This is a genomic window from Micromonospora sp. NPDC049679 (assembly GCF_040659735.1).
In the GTDB taxonomy this organism is placed as follows: Bacteria; Actinomycetota; Actinomycetes; order Mycobacteriales; family Micromonosporaceae; genus Micromonospora_I.
Genome location: NZ_JBFANZ010000017.1, coordinates 58,073 through 73,742, shown reverse-complemented (window position 1 = coordinate 73,742; position 15,670 = coordinate 58,073). Strand labels below are relative to the sequence as shown.

The following is a 15,670-nucleotide window of genomic DNA, read 5'->3' as shown; positions in this document are numbered from 1 at the left end:
CCCGGGGCCGGTCAGGCGACCGTCACGGTGAACCCGGCGGTGTGCACCGCACCCGCGACCTGGAAGTCGAAGAACATCCGGTAGCGACCCGGGCTCGGCAGCGCCAGCCAGAACTTCACCGCGCCCCCGCTCATCTGCTCCTCCGGGTGCACGTGCACGTAGCCGAGATCGCCCTCCCGCAGCACCACCAGGTGGCCGTACGCGCCGAGGTAACGCTCCAGACCGGTGACGGGCGCGCCGTCGCGCAGGACGTGGAACAGCACCGGCGCGACGGCGCCGACCTGCGGCGTTCCCTCGTACCTGACGGTGAAGCCGTCCGTGGTCGCCTCCTTCGCGGGCGCGGGCAGCGCGCGCGGGGCGTACGTGCCGGCGGCGACGAGGTCGACGCCGAGCGTCAACGCGGTCTGCGTGCCGGTCGCGTCGACGGCGGTGAAGTCGGCGTAGGCGCGCCAGATGCCCGGCTGCGGCAGGACCAGGGGAACGCTCCACGTGCCGTCGGGGGCCATCGTCGGGTGCAGGTGCTGGTAGCCCGAGAGATCACGTCGGGCGACGATCAGGTGCAGCGGCTTGTCGTGCACCACCGCGAAGGTGGTCACCGGCTTCCGGTCCGCCCCCACGATCCGGAATTGGAGGTCGTGGCGGGCGCCGGCCGGAAGCTCGGTCGCGGTCGGGACCAGGGTGTACCCGCTGCCACTGAGGCCCAGTCCACCGGCCTCCGCACCGGCCCGGGCGGTGGTGCCCGTGCCGCCGCTGCCGTGGTCGTGCGGCCCCGTGCCCGGCGCGTGCGTGTGGTCGGCGGCAGGAGCCGTGTCCGACGGGCGCGACGAGCCGGACGTGGTCACGACCCGACCGAGTCCGAAGCCGGCGACCAGGGCGAGGGCGAGACCCCCGACGAAGGCGGCGAGTCGCAGCGTGGCGCGGTCAACCGGTGGCGGCGGGGCCGCGGGAGTCGCCGACGGCGCGGTCGCCGTGTCAGACACCGCCGCCCACCAACTCGTAGCCCGCCTCGTCGACCGCCGCGCGCACCGCGTCCACGGAGAGCGGGGCGTCGCTGGTTACCGACACCGCGCCGGCGGGCAGGTCCACCCGGACCTCGCGCACCCCGGGCAGCTCCGCGAGTTCGCTGGTCACCGCCTGTACGCAGTGCTGGCACGTCATGCCGGTCACGGTGTAGGTGGTGGTCACGGACATCTCTGCACGTCTCCTAGGAGCGAACGAGTCGGGCGATGGCGTCGGACGCCTCTTTGACCTTGGCGGACGGGTCACCGCCATCCTTGGCGGCCTCCATCACACAGTGCGCGATGTGGCCTTCGAGCAAGCCGACCGCGACCGCCTGGAGGGCGCGGGTCGCCGCGGAGATCTGGGTGAGCACGTCGATGCAGTAGGTGTCCTGCTCGACCATACGGTGCAGTCCCCGTACCTGGCCCTCGATGCGGCGCAGGCGCCCGAGGAGCGCCTGCTTGTCGGCCGCGTACCAGTACGTGCCGTGCTCGGCGTTCGTCTGGTCGGCGGCCGGCTCCTGTGCGGTCATGCTGGCGACAATACCCCCCGGCCGTATCCGACTTCCACCTGGATGCCACGTGCGTGCCCTTTGTCGCTCATCGCTCGTTGATCCGTCGTGCCGATCTCCCCCCGCCCCGGCCGCGCCGCCACCCTGCTCGCCGCCGCCACGCTCACCGCCGCCGCCCTCGCCGCCGTGGTGCTGCCCCCTCGACCCGCCAGCGCCGAGCCCTCCGGCCAGGACCTCGACTGGCGGATCAGCCAGGCCACGCAGGAGTTGGAGGTCGTCGTCGAGCAGTACAACGGCCTGCGGGAGGACCTGCGCACCACTCGCCAGCAGACGAGCAGCCTGACCGCGAAGATCGACCCGCTGGCGCAGCAGATCCAGGCCCGGCGCGAACAGGTGGGCGTGCTCGCCGCGGCCGCCTACCGCAACGGCGCCGGACTCCGCCCGATGGTCGCCATGCTGACCAGCGAGTCACCCCAGCACTTCGTGGACCACCTGCTCATGCTCGGCGAACTCAGCCGGGACCAGCAGGAGGTGATCGCCGCGCTCGGCTCCAGCCAGGAACGCTTCCAGGCCGCGCGCGAGTCGGCACGACAGCTCACCACCCGGCAGCAGGCCCAGGAACAGCGGCTGGCCGCGAAGAAGAAGCAGGTCGAAGGCGAGCTCGCGCGGCTGGTCCAGCTCCGCGACGGGCGCCCCGTGAAGATCACGAGCGATCCGCGTACGGCCGACCACCGCCTCCCCACCCTGTCACCCGGCTCGGCAACGACCGCGGTGAAGTACGCCTACGCCCAACTCGGCAAGCGCTACCGCTGGGGTGCGGCCGGTCCCGACGCGTTCGACTGCTCCGGCCTCACCGCCGCGGCGTGGCACGCCGCCGGGGTGCGGCTACCGCACAGCTCGCAACGGCAGTGGTCGTCGATGACCCGGGTCAGCCGTCCCGAGCTCCAGCCCGGTGACCTGATCTTCTACTACGGCGACATCCATCACGTCGGGATGTACGTGGGCGGCGGCATGATGATCCACGCGCCGCAGGAGGGGCAACCGGTGAGCCTCAACGCCGTCAACTTCCAGCCCGTCTACGGCTACGGCCGGCCGCGCTGACCCCGGCCGGCCCCGATCGACGCGCCGCACCGCGACCCCCGCGATCCCGGCGGTCGCGGTCAGCCGGCGACGGCGAGCGCGAGCGGTAGCACCGCGGGGGCGCCGGCCTGACGCAGCTCCCGCGCCACCATCGCCATCGTCCAGCCGGAGTCGACGAGATCGTCGACGAGCAGCACCGGACCCGCCAGGCCCGAGAGGCTCGCCGCAAGCTCACCGGGCAGGGCGAAGGCGCCGTGCAGCGCGCGTACCCGCTGGGCACTGTTGCCGCGCGCGCCGCCACCGGCCGGCGGCGCGACGCCGGTCGCCCCGACCGCGCCCAGCAGCGGCAGGCGGCCGACCGCGGCGATCCGCTCCGCCAGGCTCGCCACCAGGAGCGGCCGGGTGCGCGACCCGACCGCGACCACGCCGACGGGCCGGGCCGGCCAGGGATCGTCGCCGTGCGCCCACGCCTTGAGCACCTCGACCACGGCGGCCGCCAGATCGTCCGGGAGCGGCCCGTCGGGAGAGTCCGGACTGACCAGACCGCGCAGCCGTCCGCCCCAGCCGAGGTCGGAGAGCCGCCCCACCGCGCGCCCCGACGACGCCTGCTCGGCCGGCCCGATCTTGCCGCGCAGCGGTACGCCGACCGCCTCCAGCCCCGTCGGCCAGAGCTTCTTCGGCGCGATCTCGACGCCGGGGCGGCCGAGGAACGCCTGCGCGGCGGCGAGCCCGGGAGCCGAGACGTCGGTGTCGAACTGCGGGCCGGCGCAGCGGTCGCAGCGGCCGCACGGGGTGGCGCCCGGATCGTCGAGGCAGCGGCGGAGGTACTCCATCCGGCAGCCGATCTCGCCCGCGTACTCTCGCATCGCCTGCTGCTCGGCGCTGCGCGCCTCGGCGACCCGGCGCAGCCGCGCGACGTCGTAGACCCACGGCTCCCCGGTGGCGACCCAGCCGCCGCGCACCCGCTTCACCGCCCCGTCGACGTCGAGGACCTTGAGCATCAGTTCGAGGCGGGCGCGGCGCAGGTCGACGATGGGTTCCAGGGCCTGCGTCGAGAGCGGGCGACCGGCCTGCTCCAGCGCGGCGAGCACCGAGCGGACCTGCTCCTCCGGCGGGAACGCGAGCGAGGCGAAGTAGCGCCAGATCGCCTGGTCCTCGGCGCCCGGCAGGAGCAGCACCTCGGCGTGCTCCACGCCGCGCCCGGCGCGGCCGACCTGCTGGTAGTAGGCGATCGGCGAGGGCGGCGCGCCCAGGTGCACGACGAAGCCGAGGTCCGGCTTGTCGAAGCCCATGCCGAGCGCCGACGTCGCGATCAACGCCTTGATCTTGTTGTCGAGCAGGTCCTGTTCGGCGCCGCGCCGGTCGGCGTCGTCGGCCTGACCCGTGTACGAGGCGACCGCGTAGCCGCGCGAACGGAGGAAATCGGCCGTCTCGGTCGCCGCCGCCACGGTGAGCGTGTAGACGATCCCCGAGCCGGGGAGCCGGTCGAGGTGGTCGGCGAGCCACGCCAGCCGGTGGGCCGGGCTCGGCAGATCGAGTACGGCGAGCCGCAGCGATTCGCGCTCGAGTTGCCCACGCAGCACGAGCGTGTCGGCTTGTTCGCCCCCGCTGAGCTGCTCCGCCACATCCGTGGTCACCCGCTCGTTCGCGGTCGCGGTGGTGGCCAGCACAGGGGTGCCGGCGGGCAGGTTGGTCAGAAACGTACGCAGTCGCCGGTAGTCCGGGCGGAAGTCGTGCCCCCAGTCGGAGACGCAGTGCGCCTCGTCCACGACGAGCAGGCCGGTGGTGGCCGCGAGCTTGGGCAGCACGGTGTCGCGGAAGTCGGGGTTGTTGAGGCGTTCCGGGCTGATGAGCAGCACGTCCACCTCGCCGGCGTGGATCTCCGTGGTGATCTGGTCCCACTCGTCAAGGTTGGCGGAGTTGATCGTGCGGGCCCGGATGCCGGCGCGCGCGGCCGCCTCGACCTGGTTACGCATCAGCGCGAGCAGCGGCGACACGATGACCGTCGGACCCGCGCCGCTGCCGGCGTCGTCCCGGTCGCCTTGGCGGAGCAGCGCGGTGGCCACGAAGTAGACCGCCGACTTGCCCCAGCCGGTGCGCTGCACGCAGAGCACCCGGCGCCCGTCGACGACCAGTGCCTCGATCGCCCGCCACTGGTCCTCACGCAGCCGGGCGTGCTCGCCGGCCAACCGCCGCAGCACCGCCTCGGCCCGCTCCCGCACCCCTACCCGGTCCACGCCATCGCCGCTCACCCGGCATTTCTACCAGCGCTTCCCGACCTCGCCCCGCACCTCGCCCCGCTGATCAAGGGATCGGCAGCAGTCAGGGGCGTCTTCCGCTGCCACCCATCCCTTGATCAACGTGCGAAGGATCACCGGCCGGGGCGGAGTCCGGTCAGGCGGCGGAGCGGGCCCAGCCGGTCGGCGAGGCCGGCCAGGCCGCCGGGGAAGAAGTAGACCGCCAGGATGAAGACCGTCCCGAGCACGAAGAGCGGCTGCGAAAGCGGCCCGCTCAGCACGCTGGGCAGCCCCTCGACGGTCGACGAGGAGCCGAACGCGGTCAGCCGGTGGTCGAGATACATGTAGAGGATCCCGCCGATCACCGGCCCCCACCGGGTCGCCGGACCGCCCAGCACCACCATGACCAGCAGCGACAGGGTGAGCTCCGACGAGGTGATGTGCGGCGAGGCACCGCCGACGAGCAGGCAGTAGATCACTCCCCCGCCGGCCGCGAGCGCCCCGGAAAGGGTGAAGGCGACCAGCTTGAACCGGTACGGGTCGAGCCCGAGCACCCCGATGCGCCGCTCGTCGTCCCGCACCCCGGCGAGGACCCGCCCGGTCGGCGAGGCGGACACCCGGTGCACCACGAAGACGACCAGGACCAGGTAGGCCAGGGCCAGCCAGTAGAGATTGACCGTGTTCGTCACGCCGACGAACAGCGCGGGCAGCCCGGAGACGTCGAGCGGCAGCCCTTCCTCGCCGCCCGTCAGCCCGCCGAAGTCGCGGGCCACCAGGATCGCCCCGACCTGGGCGAAGGCGAGCGTGACCATGGCGAAGGCGATACCGGCCGTACGCAGCGCCACCGCACCGATCAGCGCGGCGAGGATGGCGCCGCCGACAAGTGCCAGCAACGCGGCCTGCCAGAGCGGCAGCCCCACCTTGGTCACCAGGATGTCGGTGCCGTAGACCCCGGCCGCGAAGTAGAGCGCGTGCCCGAACGACAGCATCCCGGTGCGCCCGAAGAGCAGGTCGTAGCCGGCGGCCAGACCGCCGAACACCAGGCAGAGGGCGAGCAGTTGCAGCGTGCCGGGCTTGTTCAGCGCGTCGTCGAAGACGCCCGGCAGGTAGAGCGTCGAGTACGGCAGCCCGGCGGCGACCAACAGTGCGAGCAACGGCGTCCAGGGCCGCACCACCGACCACCAACCGCGGCGGGGCGGATCCGAGGGCGCCGCGACGGGCGCCTCGACGGCGGGGGTCCGCAGATCCGTCATGCCGTAGCCGCCTTTCCGGCGATCCCCTGCGGGCGGAGCAGCAGCACGATCGCGAGGAGCGCGACCACGCAGATGTCCCCGGCGCCCGAGGTGCCGTAGTAGTTGACGAACTGCTGTAGCAGGCCGACCGCGACCGCCGCGTAGGCGGAGCCGACGACCGAACCCATCCCGCCGATCACCACGACGATGAACGCGAAGATCAGCAACGAGCCGCCCTGGCCGGGCGAGACCGAGCCGAAGTAGACCCCGCCGAGCGCACCCGCGAGCGCCGCGGCCGCCCCACCGATCGCGAAGACCAGCGTGAACGCCTTCCGGACGTCGATGCCGAGCGCGGTGACCATCTCGCGGTTCTCCACCCCGGCCCGGATCACCAGGCCGTAGCGGGTGTAACGCAGGAAGATCAGGATCAACCCGAGTACGGCGGCCGCCGCCACGATCAGCAGCAGACCCGAGTTGGGCACCTTCGCGCCGAGCACCTCGGTGACCTGCTGGGTCCAGGCCGGACGGGGGAAGGTGCGCGGGTCGGCGCCCCAGGTCGCCTGGAGCAGAGCGACCCCCGCCAGCGAGAGCCCGACGGTGACCAGCACCTGCTCGATGGTGCGCGAGTAGAGCGGCCGGATCATGACCAGCTCGACCAGGGCCGCGACGACGGCGCCGGCGACCACGCCGAAGGCGACCGCGAGCACGAAGCCGAACCCGTCGGCCCCGGCGCCGGGCAGGTGCTGCGCGGCCCACCAGGTGCCGTACGCGCCGACGGAGAGGAAGAGCCCGTGGGCGAAGTTGAGCACGTCGGCGAGGCCGAAGACGAGCGAGAGCCCGGAGGCGACCAGGAAGTAGAGGGCGGCGAGCCCCAACCCGGTCAGGGTCAGCAGGACGACGGCGCTCACGCGGACACCTCCCGGGCGTGCGAGCCGACACCGAGCAGCGACCGGGTCAGCTCGGGCTCGCGGAGCAGTTGCTGGGCGTCCCCGTGCCAGGCGACCTGGCCGGCGGCGAGCACCACGGCATCGGTGGCGAGTCGTCGTACGACGGCCAGGTTCTGCTCGACGAGCAGCACCGGCACGGTCACCGCGACCCGTTCGAGCACCTCGGCGACCTCGGTGACCACCTTCGGAGCGAGCCCCTTGGTCGGCTCGTCGATGAGGAGCAGCTTGTTGTCGCAGAGCAGCACCCGCCCGATGGCGAGCATCTGCTGCTGGCCGCCGGAGAGCGAGCCGGCCCGCTGCCGGCCGCGCCGGAGCAGCTCGGGAAAGAGTTCGTACACCCGGTCGTACGCCGGTTTGATCCCCCGGCGCTCGGCGAGCCGCAGGTTTTCGGCGACCGTGAGGCCGGCGAAGACGCAGCGGTCCTCGGGCACGTAGCCGAGGCCGTCGCGGACCAGCCGGTGCGTGGGGCGTTCGGTCAGGCTCTGCTCCCCCATCCGCACCGCGCCGCGCACCTCGCCGCCGCGCGGGGTGAGGCCGAGGATGGCGCGCAGCGTGGTGGTCTTGCCGACGCCGTTGCGGCCGAGCAGCACGGTGACGCCGGTCGGTGCCACCTCGAAGGAGACACCCTGCAGGATGTGCAGGCCGGCGATGCGGACCGACAGGTCCGTCACGGTCAGGACCGGGGCCACAGCTCCGCCATTCGTTCCGCGACTGCGGGGCTCGCTGCGCTCACTCCTCGCGCTCACAGCTCCTCCCCCAGGTATGCCTCCTGCACGGTGGGGTTCGCCATCACCGTGTCGGGGGTGTCGCAGGCCAGCAGCGCGCCGTGGTGCATCACCGCGATCCGGTCGGCCAGCTCCAGGATCACGTCCATGTGGTGCTCCACCATCAGCACCGAGCGTCCGGTGTCGCCGGTCAACGACCGGATCACGGTGACCAGCTCGGGCACGTCCTCGGCGCTCACCCCGGCCATCGGCTCGTCGAGCAGCATCACCGTGGGCTCGCCGGCGAGCAGCAGCGCGATCTCCAGCTTGCGTTTCTCGCCGTGGGCGAGCGTGCCGGCCAGCGCCTCGGCGCGGTGGGCCAGCCCGACCCGGTCGAGCGCCGCGTCGGCGGCGGCCACCACGTCGCGGTCGGCCGCCGCGCGTCGCCACAGCCTCATCGAGCCACCCCGGTGCGCCTGTACGGCGAGGCGCACGTTCTCCCGCACGCTCAGCGAGCCGAAGACCGAGGAGGACTGGAAGGTACGGCCGAGCCCCTGGCGGGCGCGGCGGTGCGGCGGCAGGGCGGTGATGTCCTGCCCGTGCAGCAGCACCTGCCCGGCGGTGGGACGGCGCAGGCCGGTGATCAGGTTGAACAGCGACGTCTTCCCCGCGCCGTTGGGGCCGATCACGCCGAGGAACTCTCCCGGCGCGAGGTCGAACTCGACGCCGTCGACGATCGCGACCTCACCGATCCGCCAACTCAACCCGCGGGTGGTGAGCACCGCCGCGGTGGGGGTGCCGGGGCCGGCGGCGGCAGGTGCCGCCACCGGCCCGGAGCGCTCCGTCACGATCAGCCCTTCATCGGTACGGCCGCAGGAGCGCTCTCCCCGGCCGGGAGGGTCTTCTGCAGCTCAGCCTTGAGCTGCTCGCCGCTGCCCGTGAGCTTGGCCTGGAACATCGGCTGCAGCAGGGCGTGGTCGTCGGCGCGCACGGTCAGCTTGCCCTTGACCCCGTCGAAGCTCCAGCCCTCCAGGACCTTCACCATCTTGTCGACGTCGTCGCCGCCCTCCTGCGCCGCCCGCACGATCATCTGCGCGGCGTGGAAACCATCGGGGTGGAAAAGGTCGAGCACGCCACCGGGGACCGCTGCCTTCGCCGCCTTGGCGGCCTCGTTGTCGGCGGCGCCGTCGAAGAAGTGCGACAGGAACGAGATCTTCGTGCCGGCCGCGCCGAACGTCGGCCAGGAGGCCCGGATGTCCAGGCCGGTCACCACGGTGGTCTTGGCGAGCACGCCCTGCTGGTCCAGCGTCTGCCACATCGCCGGAGCGGTGGTGCCGGCCCACGCCACGAAGAGCAGGTCGGGCTTGGCCGCCGAGAGCTGGCTGGCGAACGGGGTGAAGTCCGTCGCGCTGGCCGGTGCGAGGACGCTCGTCACCGTGGCGCCCGCGCCGCCGATGACCGCCTTGACGGCGGCCTCGTTGCTCTTGCCGAACGCGCTGTCCTGCGCGAAGACCACGACCTTCTTGCCGGTCGCGTCGCCGATGAACGACTTGGCGGTCAGCACGTCCTGGTAGGACTGCCGCCCGGAGCGGAACGTGTACTTGTTGACGCCGGTCACGCCGTCCGTCGCGGCCGGACCGGAGACGAAGAGCACCTTGTTCTGCGCGGCGATCGGGGCCACCTGCAGGGCCACGCCCGAGGCGGTAGACCCGGCCAGGATCTTGTAGCCCTTGCCGATCAGGTCCTTCGCAGCGGAGACCGCCTTCGCCGGGTCCCCGGCGTCGTCGACCTCGGTCACCTCGACCGTACGGTTGCCGATCTTGTTGGTGCCCTTGGTGGCGTGGGAGAGGCCGGCCTTGAAGCCCTCGATGTACTGCTTGCCGTAGGTGGCGAGCGGCCCGGACTGGGAGTAGACCAGCCCCACCTTGACCGGGGCGTCGCTGCCGCCGCCGGCGGCGCTCTCCTGCGGGCTGCCACACGCCGCCACGGCAAGTGCCGCGGCCATCATCGTGGCGGCGGTGGCGAACACCCGCCGCGTCGTCCTAACCGTCATTGCGACTCCACTGGAGCAACTCGGAGGGAACTCGTTGTCGGCTCACGCTAGGAGTGACGCGACCCACGGGCTATGTGGGATCACGCCATAAGTACCCCGGATCAGGTGGCCGCCCGGGACAGCTCACCGCGCCGATTCCGGCACACGCTCACCCGGATGGTCGGTGCGCAGCGCACACCTACGGCGCCCGTCGAGCAACCGATCGCAGAAAACCCGATGCCGTACGCCCTGGTGGTCCTCTTCGGAGACGGTGATCTCGGCGGCGTCCACCGCGGGCAGGAAGGTCAACGACCGGGCCAGGTTGCGGGCGAGCAGGGTGGCGCTGTCCAGGCTGGCGGCGCAGACCGGCAGGTGGACCACGTAACGCTGCCGGGTCACATCCGCACCTCCGGCGAAAACCGCGACTGCCAGTCGCGCAGTGCGACCGCAGCCTTCATCGGCGAGTACGAGCACGGAGCCACTGCTGGTCCGCCTCGCGAAGGTTTGCCGAACCACCCGGAGCCGGACGAGGAAAACCTGCCCGACACCTCTATGTCCACAGCACAGCCGCCGTTCCCGAGAAGGAACTGAAGGTCGCGCCAATCGCGTGATCGCGAAGGATCGGTGGGGCCATGACCCCACCAATCGTTCGTGATCACCAGCATCCGCGCCGCCAGGGTCTTCTGACCGGTAGATCGCGCTACTTCCGGGAAACAGTGACCTCCCGGCTGGCGGTAGCCACTAAATCCCGGAAGTTGCGCGGTCTTCGCGGTCACCCGCTGCGTTCTCCGGTGTTGGCGGCGTCCACTCGATCCGGAACTCGTGCCGGAGCTGCGCCGCCACCGCGTAGGCCACCTCGGGGACGTCCGCGGGCGGGGTGCGGTGGGGCGGGCGGGGCGGGTGGGTGGGTGGGTGGGTGGTCAGGCTCGGCCGGCGCGGGCGGCTACCGCAGTGTCGGGGTGGTCGCTGAAGACGCCGTCGAGGCCGAGACCCAGGAACCTTTCGTACTCGGCGGTGATGTCGCCGCGGGCGTTGGGGTCGGCACCGAGGCGGAAGTCGACCGGAAGGAACTGGTTCTCCGCGCGGAACGTCCAGGCGTGCACGAAGAGCCCGATCCGGTGCGCATCGCGGATGACGGCGGTCGGCGCGAGCAGCTTGCCGGTCGCGTCCCGCGGCACGATCAGGTTCTTGTGCGCGCCGATCCCGTCGGCGTACCCCTTGATCCACCGCAGCCCGGCCGGCCGCACCAGGTCGGCGTAGGTGCGGGGATCACCCGAGGCCGCGAAGTCGGCGGGGCGGCCTGACGCATCGAGAAGCTGGATCAGCTTCACGTCGAGCATCGTGTCGAGCTTGCGGAGGTTGGCGGTCTCGAAGGACTGGATGATCACCGGGTCCTTGCGGCCGGTCCAGCCGTTGCGCTTGAGCGCCCGTACCAGCGGCTCCTCCAGCGGCAGCCCGATCGACCGGAAGTAGCTCGGGTGCTTGGTCTCCGGGTAGATCCCGATCGTGCGCCCCCGCTGGCGGCTCTCGCTCCTCGCGAGGTCGATCACCTCCTGCAGCGTCGGCACCTCGAACCGGCCGTCGAACGCGGCGTTGGTCGGACGTACCAGCGGCAGCCGCTCCTTGGCCCGCAACGTCCTGAGCTCAGCGAGCGTGAAGTCCTCGGTGAACCAGCCGGTGACCGCCACCCCGTCGATGATCTTCATGGCCCTGCGGGCGGTGAACTCCGGGCGGGTCGACACGTCGGTCGTACCCGAGATCTCGTTCTCGTGCCGCGCGACCAGCGCGCCGTCCTTCGTCGAGACCAGATCCGGCTCGATGTAGTCGGCCCCCATCCGGATCGCCAGGCGGTAGGACTCCAGCGTGTGCTCGGGCCGGTAGCCGCTCGCGCCGCGATGGGCGATGACGATCGGCGTCGCCGCGGGGCGGAAACCGTCGGCGTCGCGGCGGGCGACGGCCGGGGCCGACGGGACCGCGACGGCGGCCGCCAGGAACGCGCCGGCTACACCGAGAGCGGGAAGGGTACGTCGCAACATGGCATCTCCTCACGCCGGGGAACCCACCGTCAGGCTCCCGCCGCTGCGAAGTCAAGACGCCCCCGTCAACGCGCAGTGGGTCGGCAACTGTCCGCGCGGCGAACACCCGAGAGCGTCAGGTGGCGGTCGCGCGTGATAGGACAGTCCCTGATGCGCCGCATGCTGCAACACCCCGCGCGGATCGTGCCGTTGGCGTTTCTCTGCGCGGTCGCGATCAGCACCCTGCTGATGATGCTGCCCGTGGCCCGGGCCGAGCCCGGCCACGCGCCGTTCATCACCGCGCTCTTCACCGCCACCTCCGCCGTCTGCGTCACCGGGCTGAACGTGGTCGACACCCCGACGTACTGGTCCACGTTCGGGCATGTCCTGATCACGCTGCTGACCCAGATCGGCGGTTTCGGGATCATGGCAATGGCCACGCTGCTCGGCCTGTTGGTGACGCAGCGGCTCGGGCTGCGCAGCCGGCTCGTGGCACAGGCCGAGCAGAGCAGTCTGCAGTTCGGCGACGTACGGCGGATCCTGACCCGGATCGCCGTGACCATGCTCCTGTTCGAGGCACTCATCACGGCGGTGCTGGCCACGCGGTTGCGGGCCCACTACGACTACCCGCTGGGGCGGGCCGTGTGGGAAGGGTTCTTCCACGCGGTGCAGGCGTTCAACAACGCCGGGTTCGCCCTCTACAGCGACAGCCTCATCCGGTTCGTCGACGACGGATGGATCTGCCTCCCCCTGGTCATCGGCGTCGTCGCCGGCGGGCTCGGATTCCCCGTTCTTTTCGAACTCGCCCGCGAACTCCGGCAGCCGCGCCGGTGGTCGACCCACACCCGGCTCACGGTCTGGGGATCCGGCGTCCTGCTCGTCGTGGGTGTTCTCGTCATGCTCGCGTTCGAGTGGAGCAACCCGCGTACGTTCGGCCCGCTGGGCGTCTCCACGAAGGTGCTGGCCGCGATCACGCAAGGCGCCATGCCGCGCTCGGGCGGCTTCAACAGCGTCGACTACGCCGCGATGAACGCCGAGACGGCGGCGGTCACCACCGGCCTGATGTTCATCGGTGGTGGCAGCGGCGGCACGGCCGGCGGCATCAAGGTGACGACCTTCTTCCTGCTGGCGTACGTCATCTGGGCGGAGATCCGGGGCGAACCCGACGTGGTCATCGGAAAGCGTCGCATCGACGAATCAACGCAGCGGCAGGCGATGACCGTCGCGCTGCTCGGCATCGCGCTGGTCGCCGGCGGGACGCTGGGGTTGATCGCGTTGACCGACGGTGTCTCGTTCGAGCGGGCGCTCTTCGAAGTGACCTCCGCGTTCGCGACGGTCGGGCTGAGCATGGGTCTCACCCCGTCGCTGCCGCCCGCCGCTCAGCTTCTCCTCGTAGTCCTGATGTTCATGGGCCGGGTCGGCACCATCGCGATCGGGGCGGCGCTCGCCCTGAACACCCGACACCGGCGGTACCGATATGCGGAAGGGCGGCCCATCGTTGGCTGACAACGGCAGAGGTCCCAGCGACGACAACGTGGTCGTGATCGGGCTGGGCAGGTTCGGCAGTCAGGTCGCCGACTCGCTGGTCCGACTCGGACACGAGGTGCTCGGCATCGACGAGAACGCGAAGATCGTGCAGGCCTGGGCGGACCGGCTGACACACGTCGCGCAGGCCGACTCCACCGACAGCGAGGCGCTGTGCCAACTCGGGGTGCAGGAGTTCTCCCGCGCGGTCGTCGGGATCGGCACGGATATCGAGGCCAGTGTGATGACCGTGCTCACGCTCGCCGAGATCGGCGTCACGGAGATCTGGGCCAAGGCCATCTCCGTCAAGCACGGGAAGATCCTCGCCAGGGTCGGCGCCGACCACGTGATCTATCCGGAGGCGGCGATGGGCGACCGGGTGGCCCACCTCATCACCAGCCGGATGCTCGACTTCATCGAGTTCGACGACGACTTCGCCATCGCGAAGACCCGCGCCCCGCGTGACACCGTCGGCCGGTCCCTGTCCGACGCGGCACTCCGGGCCAGGTACGGGGTCACCGTGGTCGGCGTGAAGCGGCCCGGCGAGGACTTCACGTACGCCCGCCCGGAGACCGTCGTGCCGGCCGACGGCGTGCTGATCGTGGCCGGCACCACCGAGCAGGTTCAGCGCTTCGCGGCGGCCACCTGACTTTTCGTCAGTCGTCGTCGCGGCCGCGCCGGTCCCCACCGTCGTTCTTCTGCTTCCCCTTCTTGGGGGACTTCTTCGCCGAGTTGCCCGACCCGGGGTTTCCGGCGGTGTTCACGGCCGGGTTGGTTGCCGGCTTCGCCGCCGGGTTGGTCGCGGTCTGGCCGCCCGCAGCGACGCCCCCGCTCGACGGGACGGATCCCGCCACCCCGGAAACCTCGACGGCGCACACCTTTCCGTCCAGATCGAACTCCAGCGGAAGCGGATTGCTCCCCCGGTAGGCGCCGGCGAACCCGAGCGTCGCCGACGCGCCGGGCGCGAGCGGCCCACCACCCGCCGGGCGGAGCCTCACCTGAGCGTCGCGCTGTTCCCAGCGCACCGAATCACCTCCGGTAACCGTCTGATCGGCGGGGAAGGCGAAGCCGAGTTCCCAATCGGTCATCGGTGACTGCCCACTGTTCGTCACCGTCACGGCGGCCTCGAAGCCGCTGCCCGAGTCCTTGTTCAACGCGTACCGGACCCGGCACGGGACCGACGGCTGCACGGCGGCCATCATGCCGGTCGCCGGCGCGGCCACCCGCTCGGCGTCGGCCGTCGCCGCGTTGCGGCTGGCGCCCGTCCAGAGCACCCCGGTGACCAGTATCAGTCCGACGCCGACGCTGACCGCCTGCACGCGCCGCCGTACCCAGGTGGGGCGCCACGAGTGGCGCCGACGCCGCCGCAGGGAGAGCGGCAACGCGCCGGTCGCGGCCGACCAGGGCAGGATCGTCGTGCCGACCGCCGACAGCCCCGGCTCGACGGCCGGACTCCCCGGCGCGGGCACCGCCATGTCCGGCAGGGGGACAGCGGTCCCGGCGGCGATGGCCAGCGTCCGGGCGACCTCCCGGCTGCTCGGACGGTCCGCCGGGTTCTTCGCCAGACACCGCCGGCAGAGCTCCGCCACCTCGTCGGGGAGCCCTGCGACCGGCGGCATCGGGGCCGGGTCGGCGTGCAGGTGGGCGCGGAGGATCTGGGTGACGGAGGACGCCTGCCACGGCAGCCGTCCGGTCATCGCGCGGTAGAGCAGGAGCCCGACCGCGTAGACATCGGTGGCCGGCGACACCTGGCCGCCGTTGAGCCGCTCCGGCGCGAGATAGGCGGGCGTGCCGAGCAGATTTCCGTCCGGGCCCACGTCGCTCTCGCCGACCAGCGCGGAGATGCCGAAATCGACAACCTTCGCGCCGCCGCTGGTGAGCATGACGTTTCCCGGGGTCACGTCGCGGTGCACCACTCCCCGGCTGTGCGCGGCCGCCAGCGCGGAGGCGACCTCGGCACAGGCCGCGACGGCGTCCCGCCACGGGAGCACCCCGCCGCGCGCCAGCCGCGTCGCCAGCGACACGCCGTCGACGAGCTCCATCACCACGTACGGCACGGTGGCGCCGTTCGCGACCGTCTCGCCGTAGTCGTACACGTTCGTGATGTGTGGATGGCAGAGTCGCGCGGCGGCCTGCGCCTCCACCCGCAGCCGGTGCCGAAAGACACGGTCGGTGGCGAGCTGCGGCGCCAGCACCTTCACGGCCACCTGCCGACCCAACACCTCGTCGTAGCCACGCCAGACGACCGACATGCCGCCCATGCCGAGCCGCTCCACCAGCCGGTACCGCTCGCTGAGCAGCTCAGCGCCGTACTTGTCCACCCCACCCATGCCGAGCAAATGCCCGATCTTCGCGGAGCTACACCTCACCCGGCGAAATCGGTCAGCGG

15 protein-coding genes are annotated in these 15,670 nt (G+C 71.8%); 3 read left to right on the top strand and 12 right to left on the bottom strand.

Annotated elements, in window-relative coordinates:
* Window positions 1–11: 11 nt before the first annotated feature.
* From AB0J06_RS13685 to AB0J06_RS13675, 3 genes are read right to left on the bottom strand one after another with little or no spacing between them, the layout of a single operon-like run.
* Window positions 12–980: a hypothetical protein gene (locus AB0J06_RS13685; protein ID WP_357428137.1), complete on the bottom strand. Its 969-nt coding sequence runs from the start codon at window positions 978–980 to the stop codon at window positions 12–14.
* Entirely contained in the window at window positions 973–1,191 is a 219-nt protein-coding gene (locus tag AB0J06_RS13680) for a copper ion binding protein (protein ID WP_357428135.1), read from the bottom strand. Before AB0J06_RS13680 ends, AB0J06_RS13685 begins: the two co-directional genes overlap by 8 nt.
* Before the next feature lie 13 nt (window positions 1,192–1,204).
* Window positions 1,205–1,531, bottom strand: coding sequence for a metal-sensitive transcriptional regulator (locus tag AB0J06_RS13675; RefSeq protein WP_357428133.1), 327 nt, complete (start codon window positions 1,529–1,531; stop codon window positions 1,205–1,207).
* 87 nt (window positions 1,532–1,618) lie between these two features.
* Between AB0J06_RS13675 and AB0J06_RS13670 the strand changes: the two genes are divergently transcribed.
* A complete protein-coding gene (locus tag AB0J06_RS13670; RefSeq protein WP_357428131.1) occupies window positions 1,619–2,611 on the top strand; it encodes an NlpC/P60 family protein in 993 nt (330 codons plus the stop codon).
* 59 nt (window positions 2,612–2,670) lie between these two features.
* On the opposite strand, the gene AB0J06_RS13665 is transcribed toward AB0J06_RS13670, so the two are convergent.
* From AB0J06_RS13665 to AB0J06_RS13630, 8 genes are all read right to left on the bottom strand, one after another.
* Window positions 2,671–4,842 carry a DEAD/DEAH box helicase gene (locus AB0J06_RS13665; protein ID WP_357428129.1) on the bottom strand — a complete coding sequence of 724 codons (2,172 nt, stop codon included), beginning with the start codon at window positions 4,840–4,842 and terminating at the stop codon, window positions 2,671–2,673.
* 119 nt (window positions 4,843–4,961) lie between these two features.
* Window positions 4,962–6,080 carry a branched-chain amino acid ABC transporter permease gene (locus AB0J06_RS13660; protein ID WP_357428127.1) on the bottom strand — a complete coding sequence of 373 codons (1,119 nt, stop codon included), beginning with the start codon at window positions 6,078–6,080 and terminating at the stop codon, window positions 4,962–4,964.
* Window positions 6,077–6,967 (bottom strand): branched-chain amino acid ABC transporter permease, encoded by an 891-nt coding sequence (locus AB0J06_RS13655; protein WP_357428125.1) that lies wholly within the window; start codon window positions 6,965–6,967, stop codon window positions 6,077–6,079. The genes AB0J06_RS13660 and AB0J06_RS13655 overlap by 4 nt, the downstream gene beginning before the upstream one ends.
* The gene (locus AB0J06_RS13650) at window positions 6,964–7,695 is read right to left on the bottom strand and encodes an ABC transporter ATP-binding protein (protein WP_357428123.1); all 732 of its coding nucleotides are present in this window, start codon (window positions 7,693–7,695) and stop codon (window positions 6,964–6,966) included. The genes AB0J06_RS13655 and AB0J06_RS13650 overlap by 4 nt, the downstream gene beginning before the upstream one ends.
* 53 nt (window positions 7,696–7,748) lie before the next feature.
* Entirely contained in the window at window positions 7,749–8,492 is a 744-nt protein-coding gene (locus AB0J06_RS13645) for an ABC transporter ATP-binding protein (protein ID WP_357428234.1), read from the bottom strand.
* Window positions 8,493–8,560: 68 nt separating this feature from the next.
* Complete coding sequence (locus tag AB0J06_RS13640) at window positions 8,561–9,763, bottom strand: substrate-binding domain-containing protein (RefSeq protein ID WP_357428121.1); 1,203 nt, start codon at window positions 9,761–9,763, stop codon at window positions 8,561–8,563.
* 123 nt (window positions 9,764–9,886) lie between these two features.
* Window positions 9,887–10,141, bottom strand: coding sequence for a hypothetical protein (locus AB0J06_RS13635; RefSeq protein ID WP_357428119.1), 255 nt, complete (start codon window positions 10,139–10,141; stop codon window positions 9,887–9,889).
* A 521-nt stretch (window positions 10,142–10,662) separates the two neighbouring features.
* Entirely contained in the window at window positions 10,663–11,778 is a 1,116-nt protein-coding gene (locus AB0J06_RS13630; RefSeq protein ID WP_357428117.1) for a glycerophosphodiester phosphodiesterase, read from the bottom strand.
* A gap of 150 nt (window positions 11,779–11,928) precedes the next feature.
* Between AB0J06_RS13630 and AB0J06_RS13625 the strand changes: the two genes are divergently transcribed.
* Window positions 11,929–13,263, top strand: a complete 1,335-nt coding sequence (locus AB0J06_RS13625; protein ID WP_357428115.1) for a potassium transporter TrkG — start codon at window positions 11,929–11,931, stop codon at window positions 13,261–13,263.
* Window positions 13,256–13,930, top strand: a complete 675-nt coding sequence (locus AB0J06_RS13620; protein WP_357428113.1) for a TrkA family potassium uptake protein — start codon at window positions 13,256–13,258, stop codon at window positions 13,928–13,930. The genes AB0J06_RS13625 and AB0J06_RS13620 overlap by 8 nt, the downstream gene beginning before the upstream one ends.
* A 7-nt stretch (window positions 13,931–13,937) precedes the next feature.
* Here the strand turns inward: AB0J06_RS13620 and AB0J06_RS13615 are convergent, their stop codons facing one another.
* A complete protein-coding gene (locus AB0J06_RS13615) occupies window positions 13,938–15,611 on the bottom strand; it encodes a serine/threonine-protein kinase (RefSeq protein WP_357428232.1) in 1,674 nt (557 codons plus the stop codon).
* Between the last annotated feature and the right edge of the window lie 59 nt (window positions 15,612–15,670).

Excerpts from the sequence above, each read along its gene's own strand:
- AB0J06_RS13680 (WP_357428135.1), bottom strand. The coding sequence starts at position 1,191 with ATGTCCGTGACCACCACCTACACCGTGACCGGCATGACGTGCCAGCAC.
- AB0J06_RS13675 (WP_357428133.1), bottom strand. The coding sequence starts at position 1,531 with ATGACCGCACAGGAGCCGGCCGCCGACCAGACGAACGCCGAGCACGGC.
- AB0J06_RS13660 (WP_357428127.1), bottom strand. The coding sequence starts at position 6,080 with ATGACGGATCTGCGGACCCCCGCCGTCGAGGCGCCCGTCGCGGCGCCC.
- AB0J06_RS13640 (WP_357428121.1), bottom strand. The coding sequence starts at position 9,763 with ATGACGGTTAGGACGACGCGGCGGGTGTTCGCCACCGCCGCCACGATG.
- AB0J06_RS13630 (WP_357428117.1), bottom strand. The coding sequence starts at position 11,778 with ATGTTGCGACGTACCCTTCCCGCTCTCGGTGTAGCCGGCGCGTTCCTG.
- AB0J06_RS13625 (WP_357428115.1), top strand. The coding sequence starts at position 11,929 with ATGCGCCGCATGCTGCAACACCCCGCGCGGATCGTGCCGTTGGCGTTT.
- AB0J06_RS13615 (WP_357428232.1), bottom strand. The coding sequence starts at position 15,611 with ATGGGTGGGGTGGACAAGTACGGCGCTGAGCTGCTCAGCGAGCGGTAC.